17 protein-coding genes are annotated in these 17,923 nt (G+C 71.4%); 2 read left to right on the top strand and 15 right to left on the bottom strand.

What is annotated here, in order from left to right; translation table 11 throughout:
• The first annotated feature begins 72 nt into the window (after positions 1-72).
• Positions 73-873, top strand: a complete 801-nt coding sequence (locus ABZ842_RS25155) for a peptidylprolyl isomerase (protein WP_361540796.1) — start codon at positions 73-75, stop codon at positions 871-873.
• A gap of 195 nt (positions 874-1,068) precedes the next feature.
• Complete coding sequence (locus tag ABZ842_RS25150; RefSeq protein ID WP_361540793.1) at positions 1,069-2,298, top strand: DUF349 domain-containing protein; 1,230 nt, start codon at positions 1,069-1,071, stop codon at positions 2,296-2,298.
• 94 nt (positions 2,299-2,392) lie between these two features.
• Here ABZ842_RS25150 and ABZ842_RS25145 read toward each other — a convergent pair whose 3' ends face one another.
• From ABZ842_RS25145 to pgsA, 15 genes are all read right to left on the bottom strand, one after another.
• Positions 2,393-4,933, bottom strand: a complete 2,541-nt coding sequence (locus tag ABZ842_RS25145; RefSeq protein ID WP_361540790.1) for a bifunctional (p)ppGpp synthetase/guanosine-3',5'-bis(diphosphate) 3'-pyrophosphohydrolase — start codon at positions 4,931-4,933, stop codon at positions 2,393-2,395.
• A gap of 161 nt (positions 4,934-5,094) precedes the next feature.
• Complete coding sequence (locus tag ABZ842_RS25140; RefSeq protein ID WP_361540787.1) at positions 5,095-5,637, bottom strand: adenine phosphoribosyltransferase; 543 nt, start codon at positions 5,635-5,637, stop codon at positions 5,095-5,097.
• Positions 5,634-6,749: a protein translocase subunit SecF gene (secF, locus tag ABZ842_RS25135; protein ID WP_361541102.1), complete on the bottom strand. Its 1,116-nt coding sequence runs from the start codon at positions 6,747-6,749 to the stop codon at positions 5,634-5,636. The genes ABZ842_RS25140 and secF overlap by 4 nt, the downstream gene beginning before the upstream one ends.
• Positions 6,750-6,751: 2 nt before the next feature.
• Positions 6,752-8,521, bottom strand: a complete 1,770-nt coding sequence (gene secD / locus ABZ842_RS25130) for a protein translocase subunit SecD (protein WP_361540784.1) — start codon at positions 8,519-8,521, stop codon at positions 6,752-6,754.
• A 144-nt stretch (positions 8,522-8,665) separates the two neighbouring features.
• The gene (yajC, locus tag ABZ842_RS25125) at positions 8,666-9,118 is read right to left on the bottom strand and encodes a preprotein translocase subunit YajC (protein ID WP_361540781.1); all 453 of its coding nucleotides are present in this window, start codon (positions 9,116-9,118) and stop codon (positions 8,666-8,668) included.
• 162 nt (positions 9,119-9,280) lie between these two features.
• Positions 9,281-10,420: a Holliday junction branch migration DNA helicase RuvB gene (ruvB, locus tag ABZ842_RS25120; RefSeq protein WP_361540778.1), complete on the bottom strand. Its 1,140-nt coding sequence runs from the start codon at positions 10,418-10,420 to the stop codon at positions 9,281-9,283.
• A 104-nt stretch (positions 10,421-10,524) separates the two neighbouring features.
• Positions 10,525-11,142 carry a Holliday junction branch migration protein RuvA gene (gene ruvA, locus ABZ842_RS25115; protein WP_361540775.1) on the bottom strand — a complete coding sequence of 206 codons (618 nt, stop codon included), beginning with the start codon at positions 11,140-11,142 and terminating at the stop codon, positions 10,525-10,527.
• A complete protein-coding gene (ruvC, locus tag ABZ842_RS25110; protein WP_361540772.1) occupies positions 11,139-11,687 on the bottom strand; it encodes a crossover junction endodeoxyribonuclease RuvC in 549 nt (182 codons plus the stop codon). Before ruvC ends, ruvA begins: the two co-directional genes overlap by 4 nt.
• A gap of 135 nt (positions 11,688-11,822) precedes the next feature.
• The gene (locus ABZ842_RS25105; protein ID WP_361540769.1) at positions 11,823-12,575 is read right to left on the bottom strand and encodes a YebC/PmpR family DNA-binding transcriptional regulator; all 753 of its coding nucleotides are present in this window, start codon (positions 12,573-12,575) and stop codon (positions 11,823-11,825) included.
• A 92-nt stretch (positions 12,576-12,667) separates the two neighbouring features.
• Positions 12,668-13,255 (bottom strand): pyridoxal 5'-phosphate synthase glutaminase subunit PdxT, encoded by a 588-nt coding sequence (gene pdxT, locus ABZ842_RS25100; protein ID WP_361540766.1) that lies wholly within the window; start codon positions 13,253-13,255, stop codon positions 12,668-12,670.
• Entirely contained in the window at positions 13,255-14,175 is a 921-nt protein-coding gene (gene pdxS, locus ABZ842_RS25095) for a pyridoxal 5'-phosphate synthase lyase subunit PdxS (protein ID WP_361540763.1), read from the bottom strand. Before pdxS ends, pdxT begins: the two co-directional genes overlap by 1 nt.
• Positions 14,176-14,312: 137 nt before the next feature.
• Positions 14,313-14,861: a hypothetical protein gene (locus ABZ842_RS25090; protein ID WP_361540760.1), complete on the bottom strand. Its 549-nt coding sequence runs from the start codon at positions 14,859-14,861 to the stop codon at positions 14,313-14,315.
• Positions 14,862-15,082: 221 nt separating this feature from the next.
• Positions 15,083-16,243 carry a glycosyltransferase family 4 protein gene (locus ABZ842_RS25085; protein ID WP_361540757.1) on the bottom strand — a complete coding sequence of 387 codons (1,161 nt, stop codon included), beginning with the start codon at positions 16,241-16,243 and terminating at the stop codon, positions 15,083-15,085.
• Positions 16,240-17,211, bottom strand: coding sequence for a phosphatidylinositol mannoside acyltransferase (locus tag ABZ842_RS25080; protein ID WP_361540754.1), 972 nt, complete (start codon positions 17,209-17,211; stop codon positions 16,240-16,242). Before ABZ842_RS25080 ends, ABZ842_RS25085 begins: the two co-directional genes overlap by 4 nt.
• A complete protein-coding gene (pgsA, locus tag ABZ842_RS25075) occupies positions 17,208-17,876 on the bottom strand; it encodes a phosphatidylinositol phosphate synthase (protein WP_361540751.1) in 669 nt (222 codons plus the stop codon). Before pgsA ends, ABZ842_RS25080 begins: the two co-directional genes overlap by 4 nt.
• Positions 17,877-17,923 lie beyond the last annotated feature (47 nt).

Raw genomic sequence — 17,923 nt, 5'->3', positions numbered from 1 at the left:
CTTGGCACCCACGTACCCAGGTACCCAAGTACACCGACGAGACTGAAGAGCGCTGAAGAGGAGCGGAACTCGGTGGTCAACAGCGATCAGCGGCGCCGGCAGCTGGCCCGCGAGAAGTTCGAGCGTCAGCAGCAGCGCCGCGCAGCGGCCCGCAGACGCAAGCAGCGCAACTCCGCCGTCGCCGCGGCGGTGGTCGTGGTGCTGATCAGCGGTGCGGTGGCCGCCGCGTCGATCGTCGGCAGCGACGACAACGGCGACAAGGCCGACCAGCAGACGGCGGCGGACCAGAGCACGCAGACGCCCCCGAGCCCCCAGCCGGAGGAGCCGAAGGTCCCGGAGCCGAAGATGGCGATCGACGCCAAGGCCCCGTACACGATGACGTTGGAGACCAATCAGGGCCCCGTCGCGGTCGCGATGGAGGCCGCGAAGACGCCGCGGACGGTGAACTCCTTCAAGTCGCTCGCCGACAAGGGCTACTTCAACGGCACGAAGTGCCATCGGCTGACCACGCAGGGCATCTTCGTGCTCCAGTGCGGCGACCCGAAGGGCACCGGCACGGGCGGCCCCGGCTACAACATCCCCGACGAGAACCTGGGCGCGCTCGGCAAGGCGGGCGCGGACGGCAAGGTGACCTTCCCGGCGGGGACCGTGGCGATGGCCAACACCGGGGCGCCGAACTCCGGCGGCAGCCAGTTCTTCCTGGTCTACAAGGACACCAAGCTGCCGCCGTCGTACACGCCGTTCGGAAAGATGGACGCGGCGGGGCTCAAGGCCGTGCAGAAGGTCGCCGAGGCGGGTGTCGAGGGCGGCAGCGGCGACGGGGCGCCGAAGTCGGCGGTCACCGTCGAGAAGGCGGCCGTGAGCAAGGGGTGACGGTCCGGGCGACCCCGGTGCGCCCCGGGTGGCCGCCCCGGCGCGGGAGGGTTGGAATTCGCGCGCGCTGAGTGCGGACAGCCGGGCGACCGGTCGCCTAGATTGGCGTTGTGCAGGGCGGGCGCAGCTCGCCCCAGGAAACTGTGGACGATGCCCGGGGGACCTCCTCCGTCGGCATCAGGTGGAGGAGGCGCTGTGAGCAGCGACCCGTGGGGCCGTGTCGATGAGACGGGCACCGTGTACGTGCGTACTGCCGACGGGGAGAAGGTCGTCGGTTCGTGGCAGGCCGGGACCCCTGAGGAGGCCCTGGCCTATTTCGAGCGCAAGTACGAGGGCTTGGTGGTCGAGATCGGCCTCCTCGAACGAAGGGTGAAGACCACCGACCTGTCGGCCAAGGACGCGCAGACGGCGATCGACCACCTGCGCCAGCAGGTGGTCGAGCACCACGCCGTGGGCGACCTCGACGCGCTGGGCAAGCGCCTCGACGCCCTGGTCGAGACGGTCGACAAGCGTCGCGAGGAGCGCAAGGTCCAGCGGGCGAAGCAGCACGACGAGGCGCGCCGCGCCAAGGAGGAGCTGGTCGCCGAGGCGGAGGAGCTGGCGCAGAGCGAGCAGTGGCGCACCGCCGGCGAGCGGCTGCGGGCCCTGGTCGACACCTGGAAGGGCCTGCCCCGGCTGGACCGGAAGTCCGACGACGAGCTGTGGCACCGCTTCTCGCACGCCCGCTCGGCGTTCTCCAAGCGCCGCAAGGCGCACTTCGCCTCGCTGGACGCGCAGCGCGAGGAGGCCCGCAAGACGAAGGAGCGGCTGGTCTCCGAGGCCGAGGCGCTCTCCGGCTCCACCGACTGGGGCGCCACCGCCGCCCGCTACCGCGAGCTGATGGCGGACTGGAAGGCGGCCGGCCGGGCGCAGCGGGAGGCCGAGGAGGACCTGTGGAACCGCTTCCGCGGTGCGCAGGACGTCTTCTTCGCGGCCCGCAGCGAGGTCTTCGCCGAGCGTGACGCCGAGCAGGCGGAGAACCTCAAGCTCAAGGAGGAGCTGGCGGTCGAGGCGGAGAAGCTGGTGCCGGTGACGGACCTGAAGGCCGCCCGGTCCGCGTTCCGCGCGATCAACGAGCGCTGGGAGGCCATCGGCCACGTGCCGCGGGACGCCCGGGCCCGGGTCGAGGGCCGGATGCACGCGGTGGAGCGCGCCCTCCAGGAGTCCGAGGACAACGAGTGGCGCCGGACGAACCCGGAGGCCCGGGCGCGTGCCGCGGGTCTGACGGGCCAGCTCCAGGCAGCGGTCGACAAGCTCCGCACCCAGATCGACGCCGCGCGGGCCGCCGGCAACAACGCCAAGGCCGACAAGCTCGCCAAGGAGCTGGAGGGCCGCCAGGCCCTGCTGGACCAGGCGCTGAAGGGCCTGGAGGAGTTCGGCGGCTGACGCCGACCCGATCCGTACGACGCGTACGACGCCGTGGGCCCCGCCTCTGTGACAGAGGCGGGGCCCACGGCGTTAACCCGTTGGCTCGCGGCGCTCAGGGACGCCGGGCCGAGGTGACCCGGTAGACGTCGTACACGCCCTCCACGCCCCGGACCGCCTTCAGGACGTGGCCGAGGTGCTTGGGATCGCCCATCTCGAAGGTGAACCGCGAGGTGGCCACCCGGTCGCGGGAGGTCTGCACCGCGGCCGACAGGATGTTGACGTGCTGGTCGGACAGGACCCGGGTGACGTCCGACAGCAGCCGGGACCGGTCCAGCGCCTCGACCTGGATCGCGACGAGGAAGACCGACGACTGGGTGGGTGCCCACTCGACGTCGAGGATCCGCTCGGGCTGCTGCGACAGGGAGTCGACGTTGACGCAGTCGGCCCGGTGCACGGACACGCCGCTGCCGCGGGTGACGAAGCCGATGATCGGGTCGCCGGGCACCGGGGTGCAGCAGCGCGCCAGCTTCACCCAGACGTCCTCGACGCCCTTGACCACGACCCCGGGGTCGGCGTTCGAGCGGCGCTTGCCGCTGCGGCCCCGGGCCGGCGGCGCGGACTCGGCGATGTCCTCGGTGGCGGCCTCCTCGCCGCCGAGCGCCTGCACCAGCTTCTGTACGACGCCCTGCGCGGCCACGTGGCCCTCGCCGATCGCCGCGTACAGCGACGAGATGTCCGGGTAGCGCATCTCGTGGGCGAGGGTGACGAGGGAGTCCCCGGTGAGGATCCGCTGGATCGGCAGGTTCTGCTTGCGCATGGCGCGGACGATGGCGTCCTTGCCCTGCTCGATCGCCTCGTCCCGGCGCTCCTTGGAGAACCAGGCGCGGATCTTGTTGCGGGCCCGGGGCGACTTGACGAAGCCCAGCCAGTCGCGGGACGGCCCGGCGCCCTCCGCCTTGGAGGTGAAGACCTCCACCAGGTCGCCGTTGTCGAGGGTCGACTCCAGCGGGACGAGCCGGCCGTTGACCCGCGCCCCTATCGTGCGGTGGCCCACTTCCGTGTGGACGGCGTAGGCGAAGTCGACGGGGGTGGCGCCGGCGGGCAGCGCTATCACGTCGCCCTTGGGCGTGAAGACGAAGACCTCGTTGCGGGAGAGGTCGAAGCGCAGCGACTCCAGGAACTCCGAGGGGTCCTCGGTCTCCTTCTGCCAGTCCAGGAGCTGGCGCAGCCACGCCATGTCGTTGAGGTGGTCGTCCTTGCCGGACTTCTTCGGCACGTCGGTGCGCACCTTGGAGGCGCCCGCGACGGCCTCCTGCTTGTACTTCCAGTGCGCGGCGATGCCGTACTCGGCGCGGCGGTGCATGTCGAAGGTGCGGATCTGGAGCTCGACCGGCTTGCCGTTGGGTCCGATGACCGTCGTGTGGAGCGACTGGTACATGTTGAACTTCGGCATCGCGATGTAGTCCTTGAACCGGCCGGGGACCGGGTTCCACCGCGCGTGGACGGTGCCGAGCGCGGCGTAGCAGTCCCGGACGGTGTCGACCAGGACGCGGATGCCGACCAGGTCGTAGATCTCCGCGAAGTCCCGACCGCGGACGATCATCTTCTGGTACACGCTGTAGTAGTGCTTGGGCCGGCCGGTCACGGTGGCCTTGATCCGGGCGGCGCGCAGGTCGGACTGGACCTCGTCGGTCACTATGGCCAGGTACTCGTCGCGCTTGGGCGCGCGCTCGGCCACCAGCCGCACGATCTCGTCGTACATCTTGGGGTAGAGGATCGCGAAGGCGAGGTCCTCCAGCTCCCACTTGATGGTGTTCATGCCCAGCCGGTGCGCCAGCGGGGCGTAGATCTCCAGCGTCTCGCGGGCCTTCTTCTCCTGCTTCTCCCGCTTGAGGTAGCGCATGGTGCGCATGTTGTGGAGCCGGTCCGCGAGCTTGATCACCAGGACCCTGGGGTCCTTCGCCATGGCGACGACCATCTTGCGCACGGTCTCCGCCTGCGCCGCCTCGCCGAACTTGACCTTGTCCAGCTTGGTGACGCCGTCGACGAGCAGGGCGACCTGGTCGCCGAAGTCGCGACGGAGGGTGTCGAGGCCGTACTCGGTGTCCTCGACGGTGTCGTGCAGCAGCCCGGCCATCAAGGTGGCGGGGTCCATCCCGAGCTCGGCGAGGATGGTGGTGACGGCGAGGGGGTGGGTGATGTACGGGTCGCCGCTCTTGCGCTTCTGACCGCGGTGCCAGCGCTCCGCGACCTGGTACGCCTTCTCGATCTGGCGGAGCGTGGCGGTCTCGATCTTGGGGTCGTTGCCGCGGACGATCCGCAGCAGCGGTTCCAGGACGGGGTTGTACGGGGACGAGCGCTGCACGCCGAGCCGGGCGAGGCGGGCGCGGACCCGGTTGGACGAGCCTCCGCTGCGCTGTCCGCCGCCGGTGGACCAGGAGGTGCCGGCGGTCGTGGTGCTGCGCCGCACCGCGGACGGGGTGGGCGCGGAGCGCAGGGCGGACGAGGAGGTCGCGCCGGTGCCCTTCGCACGCTCGGGCGCCGCCTGGCCCGTGCGTTCGGCGGGCTTCTTCTCGGGCGCGGGTGGGGCCGCTGCGGCCCTTTCGACCTTGGGGCCGTGCGGTGCGGCGGCGGGACGGGCCTCGTCTGGCAAGAGCGCTCCTCGTGCGGTTCCGGGTCCCCCCGGGACAGGTCCGGAGAGCCCATCGTATCGACCCGGCCGATCCTGCGCCCCCGTGGCTGGAACAGACCCCTGGGGCTCCGGAATTCCCGGAGCCCCAGGGGTCTGCTGTTTCCGCTGTGTACGGGCCGGTCTCAGAGCGCGAGCAGCGACTCCAGGGGCGCGCCGTCGAGGAGCGGCTCCAGGCGGTCGCGACCGCCGAGGAAGCCGAGCTCCATCAGGACGGCGACGCCGGCGACCTCGGCGCCGCCGCGCCGGATCAGCTCGGCCGCGGCGCCCGCGGTGCCTCCGGTGGCCAGTACGTCGTCGATGACCATGACCCGGTCACCGGGGCGCAGGTCCTCGACGTGCACCTCGATCTCGGCGCTGCCGTACTCCAGGTCGTACGCCTGGGCGAGGGTGGCTCCGGGGAGCTTGCCCGCCTTGCGGACCGGGACGAAGCCGAGGCCGGCGCGGACCGCGACGGGGGCGGCCAGTATGAACCCGCGCGCCTCCAGCCCGACGACCTTGGTCGCGCCGTGGCGTACGCACAGCTCGGTGAGGGCGTCGGTGAGGGCGGTGAACGCCTGCGGGTCCGCGAGCAGGGGGGTGATGTCCTTGAACACCACGCCCGGCTGCGGATAGTCCTGGACGTCCCGGATCCGGCTGAGCAGCAGCTCGCGCACGCCCGCGGTCATCGGCGCCGCCCCGAGGACTTGCCCCGGCCGCGACCCCGCGGGCCGACGACGCCGGGGCCGCCGGCCACGGCCGGCGCGGCATCACCGGGGACAGTGTCCTGCGGTCCGTCGGAGGCGGGGGCTTCGCCCTCCGTACCCTCCTGCTCGCCGCGGGCCCGCTTGGCGAGCACCCGCTTGCGCAGCGCCTTCATCTGCGGGTCGCGCTCCTTGAAGTCGGCGACCAGCGGGGTCGCGATGAAGATCGAGGAGTACGCACCGGCGGCGAGGCCGACGAAGAGGGAGAGCGAGATGTCGTTCAGCATGCCGGCGCCCAGGAAGCCGCCGCCGATGAAGAGCAGGCCGGCGACGGGGAGCAGCGCGACGACGGTGGTGTTGATGGAGCGCACCAGGGTGCCGTTGAGGCTGCGGTTGGCCAGCTCGCTGTAGGTGAAGCGGGTCTGTTTGGTGATGTCCTTGGCGCCCTCTTTGAGTCCGTCGAAGACGACGACGGTGTCGTAGAGGGAGTAGCCGAGGATGGTGAGCAGACCGATCACCGTGCCCGGGGTGACCTCGAAGCCGACGAGGGCGTAGACCCCGACGGTGATGGTGAGGTCGTGGATCAGGGCGATGAGGGCGGCGAGTGCCATGCGCCATTCGAAGGCGATGGCGAGGTAGATCACCACGAGGACCATGAAGATCGCCAGGCCCTGCCACGCCTTGTTGGCGATCTGCTCTCCCCAGCTGGGGCCGACCAGCTCGGCGTCGATCTTGTCGGCGGCGATGTCCAGGTCCTTGGCCAGCTCGTTCTGGACCTTGGTGGCCTGGGCGGTGTCCAGCTCGCTGACCTGGATGCGCAGGGTCCCGTTGCCCAGCTTCTGGACGATGGCCTGGTGTCCGGACGCCTCTTCCGCGTACTCCTGGGCTTCGCTGACGGAGACGCTGGTCTTCGGGGTGGTGAAGACGGCCCCGCCCTTGAACTCGATGCCCATGTTCAGCCCGCGCACCGCGAGGCCGACGATCGCCGTGATGGTGATCAGTATCGAGACCGCGTACCAGAACTTGCGCTTGGCGACGAAGTCGTAGCCGATCTCGCCGCGGTAGAGCCGGGCGCCGATGGTGCCGAGACGCGACATGCTCACGCCTCCTTCGGGTCGATGGGGGCGGGGGTGCGACGGGTGCGGCGCAGCGGGGGCTGGACGCCCAGCCGCTTGGGGTCGAGCCCGGACCAGGGGTGGCCGTTGCCGAAGAACTTCGAGCGGGCGGCCAGCGTCATCAGCGGCTTGGTGAAGAAGAACACCACGACGACGTCGAGCAGGGTGGTCAGGCCGAGCGTGAACGCGAAGCCCTGGACCTTGCCGACGGTGACGAGGAAGAGCACGGCGGCGGCGAGGAAGGAGACGAAGTCGGAGACGAGGATCGTGCGCCGGGCGCGCGGCCAGGCGCGCTGCACCGCCGGGCGCAGGGTGCGGCCCTCGCGGATCTCGTCCCTGACCCGTTCGAAGTACACGATGAACGAGTCGGCCGTGATGCCGATGGCGACGATGGCACCGCAGACCGCGGGGAGGTTCAGCGCGAAGCCGATGGCCGGGCCGAGCAGGGACATCAGGGTGTAGGTGAGGATCGCGGAGGCCATCAGGCTGAGGATCGCGATCAGCGCCAGGCCGCGGTAGTAGGCCACCAGGTAGATGATGACCAGCGCAAGGCCGATGGCGCCGGCGATGAGGCCGGCGCGCAGCTGCTCGCCGCCGAGGGCGGCGCTGACGGTGGTGACGCTCTGCTCCTCGAAGGAGAGCGGCAGCGCACCGTAGGAGAGGATGTTGCCCAGGTCCTGGGCGGAGTCCTGGTCGAAGTTGCCGGAGATCTCGGCGTTGGCGCTGAGGGTCTGCTTCACCTCGGGGGCCGAGACGACTTCGCCGTCGAGCGCGATGGCGAACTGGTTCATCGGCGGCTGCTGGGTGGACAGCTTGCCGGTGATCTTCTCGAACTTCTTCGAGCCGGACTTGGTGAAGTCCATGGTGACGATCCACATGCCGCGCTGCTGGTCCAGCTGGCCCTTGGCGTCGTCCACGTCCTTGCCGTCGACCTCGGCGGGGCCGAGCACGTACTTCTCCCACTGGCCCGCGCCGTTCTTCCCGCAGGCGACGACGGTGTCCTCGGGGCGGTCGGCGTCGCCGGCGGCGCTGCGGGCCTTGGGGTCCTCGCAGTTCAGCGCGGCGAAGCGCTTCTCGATGTCGGCGTTGGCGGGGGGCGTGCTCGGGTCGGTCTTGGGGCTCTGCGAGGCCCCGTCCGACGGCTTGTCGGAGTCCGCGGAGGCGGATGCCGACGGCGAGGGCGCCTTCAGGCCGTCGGTGACGGCGCGGCCCTGGGTGGTGGCGCCGGTGCTGGGCTTGGCGCTCGTGGATCCGGAGGGCGAGGTGGAGGGGTTCGCCTTGTCTTGGCCGTCCTCCTTGCCGTCGGCGGAGGCCGAGGGGCTTGGCTGGGGGGCCGCGGGGCCTCCGGGAGCGACGGCTAGGACTGGTCGGAAGAACAGTTGCGCGGTGGTGCCGACCTGCTTGCGCGCCTGCTCCGAGTCCGTCCCCTTGGGGATGTTGACGATGATGTTCTCGCGGCCCTGGGTCTGTACCTCGGCCTCCGAGACCCCGAGACCATTGACACGGCGCTCGATGATGCCGACCGCCGTGTTCATGTTGGTCTCGTTGATCGCGCTTTCCTTGCCAGGCTCGGCCTTGGCCTTCAGCGTGATCGTCGTACCGCCCGCGAGGTCGATGCCCAGGCGTGGGGTGGTCTCTCCGGACCAGAACATCCCGCCCGTCAGCGCGGCCATCGCGATCAGGATGAAGACCAGGGTGCGCCCCGGCCTCCCCTGACCCCCCGCGGGCCTTCGGCCCCTCTTAGGTGCTGCCACCTTCTCGTTTCTCCCTGTCCAACCGCCCCGCGCCGGGTGTGCGCAGGGGCGGCCACGAAGTGTTGTGGGGCCCGGCCCCCGCAGAAGTCAACACGACCAGGGGACCGCGGGGCACCCTCTGTGCCCCGGCGGTCCCCTTGATGGCTACTTCTCGCCGTCGGTCTTGCTGTCCTTGGACACGGTCTCGTCCTCGGCGGCGTCCACGGTCGCCTCCGCGTCGGCGTCCTTCTTGCCGAGGTCGACGCGGCTCTCGTCGGACCCGTCGGTCAGCGAGGAGGCGTCGTCCGGCACGGCCGGGATCTCCTCACCGGGGACGTCGCCGTGGACGATGCGGTTGTACTCGTCGTCGTCGAGGACCGCGCCGATGGCGTTCTTCGCGTAGACGGCGTGGACGCCGGGGGCGACCTCAAGGAGCACGGTGTCGTCGCTGATCTCCTTGACGGTGGCGTACATGCCCCCGATCGTGCGCACTCCGGTGCCCGGCTGCATGGAGTCGCGCATGTTGGCGGCCTGCTGCTGCTTCTTCTTGGCGGAGCGCGTCATCAGGAACATGGCCCCGATGAGCACGATGAAGGGGAGGAAAGTCAGGAGACTCACGGGAAGAAACTTCCTTCACGACCGCGTCGCTGAGGCGGCCTATCTACGGGGGTGGGCACGCCGACCTGGAAGGGCGGCATCGGCGGAGTCTAAGCGAGTCCGCATCACTGGAACAACGCCCAGCATCCCACTGGAGTTCCGTAGTCGGACAGTACCGCGCCGTCACGCCCCGAACAGCCCTTGTTGTCCGCCGGCGCCGGGGGACTGCACCGGGGGCGTGAGCCCGAGGTGCGCCCAGGCGGCGGGGGTGGCGACCCGGCCGCGCGGAGTGCGCGCCAGCAGCCCCTCGCGTACGAGGAAGGGCTCGGCCACCTCCTCGACGGTCTCCCGCTCCTCCCCCACGGCCACGGCCAGGGTCGACAGTCCGACCGGGCCGCCGCCGAACAGCTTGAGCAGTGCCTGGAGCACGGCGCGGTCGAGGCGGTCGAGGCCGCGGCCGTCGACCTCGTACACCCCGAGGGCGAGCGCGGCCACCTCCCGGGTGATCACTCCGTCCGCCTTGACCTGCGCGTAGTCCCGCACCCGGCGCAGCAGGCGGTTGGCGATGCGGGGCGTGCCGCGGGAGCGGCCGGCGATCTCGGCGGCGCCGTCCGCTTCGATCTCCACGTCCAGCAGCTGGGCGGAGCGGTGGATCACCCGCTCCAGCTCGGCGGGGTCGTAGAACTCCATGTGCGCGGTGAAGCCGAAGCGGTCGCGCAGCGGCGGGGGCAGCAGTCCGGCCCGGGTGGTCGCGCCGACCAGGGTGAACGGCGGCAGCTCCAGGGGGATGGCGGTGGCGCCCGGGCCCTTGCCGACGATCACGTCGACCCGGAAGTCCTCCATGGCCATGTACAGCATCTCCTCGGCGGGCCGGGACATGCGGTGGATCTCGTCGAGGAAGAGGACCTCGCCCTCGTGGAGGGAGGAGAGGATCGCCGCGAGGTCACCGGCGTGCTGGATGGCCGGGCCGGAGGTGATCCGGATCGGGGCCTGCATCTCGGCGGCGATGATCATCGAGAGGGTGGTCTTGCCGAGGCCGGGGGCGCCGGAGAGCAGGACGTGGTCGGCGGTGGCACCGCGGGCCCGGGCCGCGGTGAGGACGAGGTCGAGCTGTTCGCGCACCCGCTCCTGGCCGACGAACTCGTGCAGCGACTTCGGGCGCAGGGCCGCCTCGACGGCCTGGTCCTCGTCGCCCGCCGCGGCGCCGACGAGCCGGTCCGCCGCGCCGGCTCCGTCGGTGGCGCCGAGGCCGGGGCCGTACGGGTCGTCAGGACCGTGGGGGCCCGTAGAGCCGTCTTCGTGAGGGGCGTCGTCCCAGTTCACTGCGCGTGTGCCTCGTGTGGTCGGGCGGCCGGGGCCGCGGATGCTTCAGCGGGCGGGGTGCGGGCGGGGTGCGACCGGCCGACGGGCCGGGGCGCGGCGCCCGGTCATCTCGTGCGGTTCAGCGTCTGGAGCGCGGTCTTCAGGAGCTGGCCGACCTGGGGCTCCCCATCCGCCGCTGCCGCCTGCGGAGCCACCGCGGCCACCGCCTCGTCCGCCTCGCGGGTGGCGTATCCGAGGCCGATGAGGGCGGCGTGCAGCTGATCGCGCCAGGAGGCGGAGACGGCGGTGCCGACGCCCTGGCGTGCGCCGAGCGTGCCCACGGGCTCGCCGAGCCGGTCCTTCAGCTCCAGCAGCAGCTTCTGCGCGCCCTTCTTGCCGATGCCGGGGACGGCGGTGAGCGCCTTCTCGTCCCCGGTGGAGACGGCGAGGCGCAGGGCGTCCGGGGCGTGGACGGCGAGCATCGCCTGGGCGAGGCGGGGGCCGACGCCGCTGGCGGTCTGGAGCAGTTCGAAGACCTGCCGCTCGTCCTCGTCGGCGAAGCCGTACAGCGTCAGGGAGTCCTCCCGGACGACCAGGGAGGTGGCGAGCTTGGCCTCTTCCCCGATGCGCAGCCGGGCGAGGGTGTCGGGGGTGCACTGCAGGGCCATGCCGACCCCGCCGACCTCGACCACCGCGGTCGTCGGGGCGAGGGCGGCGACCTGGCCTCTCACAAAGGCGATCATGACGTGGGGCCTTTCGGGAGGTGCGTGGAGGTGCGGCGGTGGAGGGCGGCGGCGCGCTGGAGCCGGTCTTGCGCCGGGGCGCGCCAGATGTGACAGATGGCGAGGGCGAGGGCGTCCGCCGCGTCCGCCGGCTTGGGCGGGGCGTCGAGCCGTAGGAGCCGGGTCACCATCGCGCCGACCTGCGCTTTGTCGGCCCGGCCGCTGCCGGTGACGGCGCCTTTGACTTCGCTCGGGGTGTGCAGGACGACGGGGATGCCGCGGCGGGAGGCGCAGAGCATCGCGACGGCGCTGGCCTGCGCGGTGCCCATCACCGTCCGTACGTTGTGCTGGCTGAAGACGCGCTCGACGGCGACCCGGTCGGGGCGGTGGGCGTCGAGCCAGCGCTCGATGCCCTCTTCGATGGCGACCAGCCGAAGGCCGAGCTCGGCGTCCGGCGGGGTGCGCACCACGCCGACGTCGACCATCGTCAGCGGGCGGCCCGCCTCCCCCTCGACCACACCGACGCCGCAGCGGGTCAGCCCCGGGTCGACCCCCAGCACGCGCACGCGCCACCCCTCCTTCGTTCATCTGTTTGTGCAGGCTATCGGCTCGTACTGACATCGCACGCGCAGCACGCGAACAAGGGCGGGCCGGAGGGTGTTTCTCCCTCCGGCCCGCCCTTGTTCGTCGACCGATCGGCGTCAGGCGTCGACCTTCTCCATGACCTCGTCGGAGACGTCGAAGTTGGCGAAGACGTTCTGCACGTCGTCGCTGTCCTCCAGCGCGTCGATCAGCTTGAAGATCTTGCGCGCGCCCTCCTCGTCCAGCTCGACCTGCATGGTCGGGACGAAGTTGGCTTCGGCGGAGTCGTAGTCGATGCCCTGCTCCTGGAGCGCGGTGCGGACCGCGACCAGGTCGGTGGCCTCGCTCAGCACCTCGAAGGACTCGCCGAGGTCGTTGACCTCCTCGGCGCCCGCGTCCAGGACGGCGCCGAGGACGTCGTCCTCGGACAGCTCGCCCTTGGGGACGATCACCACGCCCTTGCGGTTGAAGAGGTACGAGACCGAGCCCGGGTCGGCCATGGAGCCGCCGTTGCGGGTCATGGCGACGCGCACGTCGGACGCGGCGCGGTTGCGGTTGTCGGTGAGGCACTCGATGAGCACCGCGACGCCGTTCGGCCCGTAGCCCTCGTACATGATCGTCTCGTAGTCGGCGCCGCCCGCCTCAAGGCCGGCGCCGCGCTTGACGGCCGAGTCGATGTTCTTGTTGGGCACCGACTGCTTCTTGGCCTTCTGGATGGCGTCGAAGAGGGTCGGGTTGCCGTCGATGTCGGAGCCGCCCATCCGGGCCGCGACCTCGATGTTCTTGATCAGCTTCGCGAAGAGCTTGCCGCGCTTGGCATCGATCACGGCCTTCTTGTGCTTCGTCGTAGCCCATTTAGAGTGGCCGGACATCTGCCTGTCTCCTTCGCGTAACCGATTGCTGCTGCACTGCCGTCGTGAGTCGCACTGCTGCGGTGCTCGGCAGCGATCCTACCGGGATCGGGTCACCCGGCCGCGCGCACCATGTCCACGAACAGGCCGTGGACCCGGTGGTCCCCGGTCAGTTCCGGGTGGAACGAGGTGGCGAGGGCGTTCGCCTGGCGGACGGCGACGATGTGGCCGTCGTACTCGGCGAGCACCTCCACGTCCGCGCCGACCGACTCCACCCACGGCGCCCGGATGAAGACCCCTTCCACGGGCCCGTCGACCCCGGTGACGTCGACGGACGCCTCGAAGGACTCGTTCTGCCGGCCGAAGGCGTTGCGGCGGACGATCATGTCGATGCCGCCGACCGTCTCCTGTTCGGAGCGCGGGTCGAGGATCTTGTCCGCGAGCATGATCAGGCCGGCGCAGGTGCCGTAGACGGGCGTGCCGGCGCTGATCCGCTCGCGCAGCGGCTCCAGCACGCCGAAGGCCTTGGCCAGCTTGGACATCGTGGTGGACTCCCCGCCGGGGATCACCAGGGCGTCTACCTCGGCGAGTTCTTCGGGCCGGCGCACCGGCCTGGCCACGGCGTCCACCGAGGCCAGGGCGATGAGGTGTTCCCGTACGTCGCCCTGGAGGGCGAGGACGCCGATCAGGGGGGTGCTCACTACCAGCCCCGGTTCGCGTAGCGCTCGGACTCGGGGAGGGTGTCGCAGTTGATGCCGACCATGGCCTCGCCCAGGTTGCGGGAGGCGTCCGCGATGATCTTGGGGTCGTCGTAGAAGGTGGTGGCCTTGACGATGGCGGCGGCGCGCTTGGCGGGGTCGCCCGACTTGAAGATGCCGGAGCCGACGAAGACGCCCTCGGCGCCGAGCTGGCGCATCAGCGCGGCGTCGGCGGGGGTGGCCACGCCGCCGGCGGAGAAGAGCACCACCGGCAGCTTGCCCAGCTCGGCGACCTCCTTCACCAGCTCGTACGGGGCGCGCAGCTCCTTCGCCGCGGCGTACAGCTCGTTGTGGTCGTAGCCGCGCAGCCTGGCGATCTCGTTCTTGATCTGACGCAGGTGGCGCACGGCCTCGACGACGTTGCCGGTGCCGGCCTCGCCCTTGGAGCGGATCATGGCCGCGCCCTCGGCGATCCGGCGCAGGGCCTCGCCCAGGTTGGTGGCGCCGCAGACGAAGGGGGTGGTGAAGGCCCACTTGTCGGAGTGGTTGACCTCGTCGGCGGGGGTCAGCACCTCCGACTCGTCGATGTAGTCCACGCCGAGGGACTGCAGGACCTGGGCCTCGACGAAGTGGCCGATGCGGGACTTCGCCATCACGGGGATGGAGACCGCTTCGATGATCTCCTCGATCATGTTCGGGTCGGACATCCGGGCCACGCCGCCGTCCTTGCGGATGTCGGCGGGGACCCGCTCCAGGGCCATGACCGCCACGGCGCCCGCGTCCTCGGCGATCTTCGCCTGCTCGGCGTTGACCACGTCCATGATGACGCCGCCCTTCAGCTGCTCGGCCATGCCGCGCTTGACGCGCGCGGTGCCGGTAGCGGGGGCGTCCGACTGCGGGGTGGAAAAGAGCGTGCTGGACACGGGGGCAACCTCACTCGATGACGGCTGTACGGCCGGGGCGCTCGATGCCGCCGGCCGGTGGACGTGACATCGATGGAACATCCACGGATCAGTCCACTACAAGGGCCAATGGTGAGGCTGTGGATCGTATTGGCTGGTCAGGAGGTGCCTGGGCGATCCGCGAGGGCGGCGGGGGGCTCGTCGTCCATCTCGAAGGCGAGCGGGAAGGGCGCGTGTCCGGCGAGTCGGAACCAGCGGACCTTGCGGTGTCGGCGCAGGGCGCGGGCCGCGCGCACCGCGTCGTTGTGGAACCGGCGTGCCATGGGGACCCGGCGTACGGCCTGCGCGAGTTCGACGGAGGCGTCCTCGCCGCCGGGGACCTCGCGCACCGCCTCCATCTGCGCCGGCTCGGCGAACACCGCCCGCAGCGCGGCGCTCAACTCGCTCTCGGCGACCTCGCGCTGCTCCTCGTCGGCCTGGCGGGCGGCGTGGGCCGCCTCGTACAGCACGATCGAGGCGGCGGGGTCGAGCACGCCGGACGTCGCGAGTTCCTGGGTGACCGAGGCGCGGCGCAGCAGTTGCGCGTCGAGCGCGGCGCGCGCGGCGTCGATCCGGGTGTGCAGCCGATCGAGCCGGCCGGCGGTCCAACTCAGGTACAGCCCGACGGCGAGGAGCGCGACGAGGATCCAAATGAGCGTTGCGGTCACGATCGGCAAGGCTACGCGCCCCCAGTGGCCTGCTTGCGCTTGCGGGTTCCCCGCGGGTCCGGCTCCCGCCGGGGTCCCGTGCCCTTTGGCGCGGGGGCGCCGGTATTTGGGGCGCTGGGGGTCCCGCGTGCCCGCAGGGCACAGGGGGCGGAGGGCATGGGGGGGACCCCCAGCGCCCCTGAAAAGCCCCACCGCGTCCCGGAACGCCGCGGAGCGGAACGTCAGTGCTTCGCTAGGCCCAGACGGCCGCGGAGGCCGCCTCGGTCGTCCGCCGCCACCGACGCCGCGCCCGCCGTCACCGTCTCGTACACCGCCAGGACATCCGCGCCGACCGTCGACCAGTCGAACCGCCGTACGTGCGCCGCCCCCCGCTCCCGCAGGCGCTCGCGCCGCTCCGGGTCGTCCAGGAGGCGGACCGCCGCGGCGGCCAGCGCGTCGGGGTCCTCGTTGGCGAACAGGTCACCCGCCGCGCCCTGGTCGAGGACCTGGGCGAAGGCGTCGAGGTCGCTCGCGAGGACGGGCGCGCCCGCGGACATCGCCTCGACCAGGATGATGCCGAAGCTCTCGCCGCCGGTGTTCGGCGCCACGTACACGTCGACGCTGCGCAGCAGCCGCGCCTTGTCCTCGTCGCTGACCATGCCGAGGAACTCGACCCGCGAGCGCGCCTCGCGCGGCAGGAGGGCCAGCGCCTCGTCCTCGTCGCCCCGCCCGGCGACCAGGAGCCGGGTTTCCGGGCGCTCCCGGAGGATCTTCGGCAGGGCCTTCATCAGCACGGGCAGGCCCTTGCGGGGCTCGTCGATGCGGCCGATGAAACCGATCGTGCCGCCCTGCCACTCCTCCTTCGGCTCGGCCCGTTCGAAGAAGGAGACGTCGACGCCGTTCGGGATGACGACGGCGTCGCCGCCGAGGTGTTCGACGAGGGTGCGCCGGGCGTACTCGCTGACCGCGATCCGCGCGCTGATCTTCTCCAGCGCCGGCTGGAGGATCGGATACGCGGCGATCATGGCGCGGGAGCGCGGGTTCGAGGTGTGGAAGGTGGCGACGATCGGCCCCTGCGCCGCCCAGCAGGCGAGCAGTCCCAGCGAGGGCGAGGTGGGCTCGTGGATGTGGATCACGTCGAAGGTGCCGTCGTGGAGCCAGCGCCGCACCCGGGCCGCGGACAGGAAGCCGAAGTTCAGCCGGGCCACGGAGCCGTTGTACGGAACGGGCACGGCCCGGCCCGCGGAGACGACGTACGGCGGCAGGGGCGTGTCGTCGTCGGCGGGGGCGAGCACGGACACTTCGTGGCCGCGCCGGATCAGGTGCTCGGCCAGGTCCCGGATGTGGAACTGGACTCCTCCGGGGACGTCCCAGGAGTACGGGCAGACGATGCCGATCTTCATGCGTCGGCCCTGCTTCCGGTCCCGCCGCCGGCCCCGTTCCCCGCCCCGTTCCGCGTGCGCGGCTCCAGGTCGGCGAGCCACAGTCGCTGGAGCATGTGCCAGTCCTCCGGATGTTCGGCGATCCCCGTGGCGTAGGCGTCCGCCAGGGCCTGCGTCATCGAGGACGTCTTCGCGGCCCGGGTGCCTGACTCGGGCACCTCGACGGGCGGGTGGACCCGGCCGTGCATCACCGGCGCCTCCTCGTACCAGAGGGTCACCGGCAGCAGCAGCGCACCGGTGTGCTGGGCCAGCAGCGCGGGCCCGGCCGGCATCCGCGTCGTCTCGCCGAAGTACTTCACCTCGACGCCGGATGAGGACAGGTCGCGGTCGGCGACCAGGCACACCAGGCCGCCCTCGCGCAGCCGGCGCGCCAGGGTGCCGAAGGCGGAGCCCCCGGCGTGCGGCAGCACCTCCATGCCCAGGCTCTCCCGGTACGCCACGAAGCGGTCGTACAGCGACTCGGGCTTCAGCCGCTCGGCGACGGTGGTGAACGGGGTCTGCAGCACCCGGGTCACCCAGACGCCGGCCAGGTCCCAGTTGGCCAGGTGCGGTAGCGCGAGGATCACCCCGCGGTCGGCCGCGATGCCGTCGGTGAGGTGGTGGACGTCGTGGATGTGGACGTTCTCGCGGACCTGCTCGGTGCTCCAGGTCGGCAGCCGGAAGGACTCCATCCAGTAGCGCATGTACGAGCGCATCCCGGCCTTCGACAGCTGCGCCAGGCGCTCGGGCGAGGCGTCCGGCACCACGCGGGCCAGGTTGGCCTCCAGCCGGAGCACGCCCTTGCCGCGGCGCTTCCAGGCGGTGTCCGCGATGGTGCGGCCGAGGCGGGCGGCCACCGGTTCCGGCAGCTTCTTGACCGCGCCCCAGCCCAGTCCGTACATCCCGTCGACCAGCCGCTCGCGGGCGGTGGCGGGCGGCTGGCCGGTCATGTCGCCTCGGCCCCGCTGTGCTTCTCGCGGGTTGCGGCGTCCGCTTCGGCGGCCTCGCGGCGCACCGTCACGACCCGCTGTCCCAACGTGATGGCGCTGCCGACGGCGACGATCCACAGGGCGATCGGCAGCAGCACGTCGATGCCGGGGACGCCGAAGGCGTGCAGCCCGGACAGACCCGCCGCGACCAGCGAGATCACCAGTCGCTCGGCCCGCTCGATCAGGCCGTTCACCGCGACCGGGAGGCCGATGGCCTCGCCGCGCGCCTTGGTGTAGGACACCACCTGGCCGCTGGCCAGGCAGAAGATCGCGACCGCGCACAGGACGTTGTCGTCGCCCTTGCCTGCGTACCAGAGCGCGAAGCCGCCGAAGATCGCGCCGTCGGCGACCCGGTCCAGCGTGGAGTCCAAGAAGGCCCCCCACCGGCTGGAGATCCCGGCCTGGCGGGCCATGTTCCCGTCGATCAGGTCCGAGAAGACGAAGAGCGTGATGACGATCGTGCCCCAGAAGAACTCCCCTCGGGGGAAGAAGACCAACGCACCCGCCATCACTCCCGCCGTGCCGATCAGGGTGACCGCGTCTGGGCTCACCCCGCGTCGGAGCAAAAACGCGGCGAACGGTGTGAGGACACGCGTGAAGAATGCACGCGCGTACTTGTTCAGCATGGCCTTCCCGGGGTTCTCTACCGCCGTGCGGCCCCGTTGGCCACCGG

It is taken from the genome of Streptomyces sp. NPDC047315, from assembly GCF_040643215.1.
Classification (GTDB): domain Bacteria; phylum Actinomycetota; class Actinomycetes; order Streptomycetales; family Streptomycetaceae; genus Streptomyces.
This window is presented reverse-complemented; position numbering and strand designations above follow the sequence as displayed.

Coding starts and splice junctions, on each gene's coding strand:
- ABZ842_RS25085 (WP_361540757.1), bottom strand. CDS start 16,243: ATGAAGATCGGCATCGTCTGCCCGTACTCCTGGGACGTCCCCGGAGGA.
- ABZ842_RS25140 (WP_361540787.1), bottom strand. CDS start 5,637: ATGACCGCGGGCGTGCGCGAGCTGCTGCTCAGCCGGATCCGGGACGTC.
- secF (WP_361541102.1), bottom strand. CDS start 6,749: ATGTCGCGTCTCGGCACCATCGGCGCCCGGCTCTACCGCGGCGAGATC.
- pgsA (WP_361540751.1), bottom strand. CDS start 17,876: ATGCTGAACAAGTACGCGCGTGCATTCTTCACGCGTGTCCTCACACCG.
- ABZ842_RS25080 (WP_361540754.1), bottom strand. CDS start 17,211: ATGACCGGCCAGCCGCCCGCCACCGCCCGCGAGCGGCTGGTCGACGGG.
- ruvA (WP_361540775.1), bottom strand. CDS start 11,142: ATGATCGCCTTTGTGAGAGGCCAGGTCGCCGCCCTCGCCCCGACGACC.
- ABZ842_RS25105 (WP_361540769.1), bottom strand. CDS start 12,575: ATGTCCGGCCACTCTAAATGGGCTACGACGAAGCACAAGAAGGCCGTG.